We start from the raw sequence: 2,733 nt of genomic DNA on the forward strand, positions 1-2,733 counted from the left end.
CTTGCTACTATCCACATTTGGATTAACAAAATATTATTAGTGGGATAGGTTCATACAAGTAGCCTTGATAAACCAGCTTGACTACTAGTGCTTTCCTTACCTCACGGGCATTTGGACGCAAAGCAATAAATTCTTGTAGTTCGGCGATCGCCCTTTGAGTGGTTTCGTGTGATCCCATCGCAGTTGCCACTTCCGCAGGCAGTACTGCAGTTTGTAGATGCTGATTTTTCATTGTCTGCTCTTACACTTGTACACCCCTCCGTATTTTCTCGCTTTTTTTTTCAAAAATCAAATAGGAATCCTATAGTTTTTCTCATAACAGTAGTGCGGTAAACCCGATCTACAAAAACCTGTAGAGTTATTATTCCCCTGTTTACCAGATTTTTAACTACTGAAAGAATAATAAAAAAAGAACACCTGGGAGTATACCCAGGTTTACCAAGAAAGCCATCATTTGCAGTTATTAGAAAAATTTATACACCAATTTTGTCAGGTATCTTTTCTGGTTCCTCGCTTTCTAGTATATTCGTACTATTACTAGTGTCAACCTTGTAGCCTTGTTTCCAGCGAGAAGCAACTGCTTGCAAGGTTTTTTCAATGTCGTCATCGTTGGCGATCGCTACCAACTCAGCGATTTTGTCACCAATGGTCATTGATTGCTTTAGCTCTTCGCCTGTACCTGCCATCATTTTGCAAAATAACATCCTTGCACCTGGCGCTAGCTCGTCGAACGCTTCAAGCATTGAGGTGAGCAATTCTGTTGACAAAGATTTTCTTCCCGCTTTGATGTCGCTCACGTGCCGTGGGTTTGTTCCGGCTATTCTTGCAAGGTCTGTATTTTTTACCTCATAGCGGTCCATAACTTCTTTGAGGATTGAACCGATTTGAATCTTTGCCATATTTTTTTGCTTTACCCTTTACTCTTATAGAATATTGTATTATTCTTTTAGAGTAGTCAGTTTAGTTCTTTTAGTCAACTGACTTAATGGTAACAAAGATACTCTCAGAGAATATTTGCGCTACTGAGAGTATTTGTACAAGTGAGGAAATTATATGACAGTAAGCAGTACAAGTCAAGGAAAAAATCTTTTTTTTGGAGGGTCGCGGTGATGTCAGAAGAAATGCTGTTTCACTGCCTCTCAATTGAGGAATGGGCAAAGGTCACTACTGTTCTTTCCTACAGTGAAGTCAAAGTCTTGTATTACTTGCTGTGTCAGAATCCAATGGGCGATCGCAAGGTTGACTGTAGAATCAAAACCGTCGCTCAGTTTATGAAGATGAGTACTGGTGCTGTCTCTGGTGCAATTAAGCAATTGGAGCGCAAAGGATTCATTGATTCAGTTGAAATTGTTCAAGCAGTTATTAACTTTAAGCCTCGGTTTATTTCTGAACGCGCACAAAGGTACTTAGACAAAAACGGGCTGGAGCCCTTATCTGATAAGGGTGTTCACTCCACTGAAACTCAATTTCACTCTACTGAAACTCAACTTCACTCTACTGAAACCTTTGTTCAGTCCATTGAAAGTCAATTTCAGTCAGATGAACGATTGCATAATATAGATCGCGTGCGCGAGACTATTCAGACTAATACAGACTTAACTCAGACTCTCTCAGAAAAGAGCGAGAGCGAAAAACGAAAAACAGTTTGCATTTTAGACAAGCCAGAAGAAACTAAACTTCAATGCTCCGCAACGCTGACAACTGAGCCTGAGACTCAACGAACAAGCCTCGCTATCTCTACTAGAAAAAATGCCGTCGTCGCGAGACGTGCCGAACCGTTTTACAATAGACGTGTTGACCCTAAAGATGTTCAGTGGGACTGGCTACCTAATGGGGCTTGGAAAACTGAGCGGGGCAAGCTGGACGAGAATTTTTTGATGTTCGTTGCTCAAAATCTTCAGAAGGCTCATGGAGAGGATATTCATAAGAAACGTGCAGACGCTCTGGCGATGTTTATGAACGCTCCTGCTAAGTTATCTATTCATTGGGAATACTATCAAAATACTGTCTTACACAAAGCTGCCAATATTCAAACTAGGAAGCTGGCGGGTGTCGATACCACACTGGATGAGCAAGAAATTTTAAAGCATGGGAGGGCATCCGTCCAACTGCCTCAAGAAATGAGGGTAACTGAAGAACGGACACCGCAAGAAATCTTAAAACAGGTTGCACCTCATACTCTAGCTGTTGTTGGAGAGGAGTGCCAAGTGCTACCAGAAGCCCCAAAGGATGAATTTGGAGTAATTAACCCTGCGGCGTATCAATCATGCATTACTGCTGAAGATACAGCTTATTGGGAGAACGTTCACGCTCGTCATGCTTCTACAGAAAACAGTGACACAGGAAATACTAAGCAACCGCCAGCTGCTGTACCTGACGAATTATCTAAAGCTAAGGCATTGGTTGAATCTATACGGGAAAAGCGTGAGCGTACAAGAACGCTGACTTCTATTGCTGAGGTCTTTTCTCCAAAAGAAGCGTATGCAGCTACTTTGGACGACATGAGGAAGTATTTGAACTCTGGTAGTGACACTTACCGTCAAATTGCACTCAACTGGGCAAGCGACCCTATAAACGGGTGTGAATTGGTGAAGGTCAACGGGCGTGTTGTCGATATTCGCGAAATGGAGTTTTGAAATGGTTCAAACCTTCATCATTCGCGGCTGGCTTGATAACCATCTGGAGTTTAGACTAAAAGTCGGCGCTCACTCCCATAACAGTTCAACTGTACTA

General features: G+C 42.2%; 3 protein-coding genes. 1 reads left to right on the forward strand and 2 read right to left on the reverse strand.

The annotated features are described in order from the left end of the window. Positions 1–22: 22 nt before the first annotated feature. Both ACM0OZ_RS48380 and ACM0OZ_RS48385 read right to left on the reverse strand, forming a co-directional pair. Positions 23–232, reverse strand: a complete 210-nt coding sequence (locus ACM0OZ_RS48380; protein WP_414590078.1) for a hypothetical protein — start codon at positions 230–232, stop codon at positions 23–25. A gap of 241 nt (positions 233–473) precedes the next feature. After that, positions 474–899 carry a helix-turn-helix domain-containing protein gene (locus ACM0OZ_RS48385; RefSeq protein WP_414590079.1) on the reverse strand — a complete coding sequence of 142 codons (426 nt, stop codon included), beginning with the start codon at positions 897–899 and terminating at the stop codon, positions 474–476. A 210-nt stretch (positions 900–1,109) separates the two neighbouring features. Between ACM0OZ_RS48385 and ACM0OZ_RS48390 the strand changes: the two genes are divergently transcribed. Continuing rightward, positions 1,110–2,636 (forward strand): hypothetical protein, encoded by a 1,527-nt coding sequence (locus ACM0OZ_RS48390; protein ID WP_414590080.1) that lies wholly within the window; start codon positions 1,110–1,112, stop codon positions 2,634–2,636. Positions 2,637–2,733: the final 97 nt, after the last annotated feature.

This window comes from Scytonema sp. PCC 10023 (assembly GCF_963920835.1).
Lineage (GTDB): Bacteria > Cyanobacteriota > Cyanobacteriia > Cyanobacteriales > Nostocaceae > Kalymmatonema.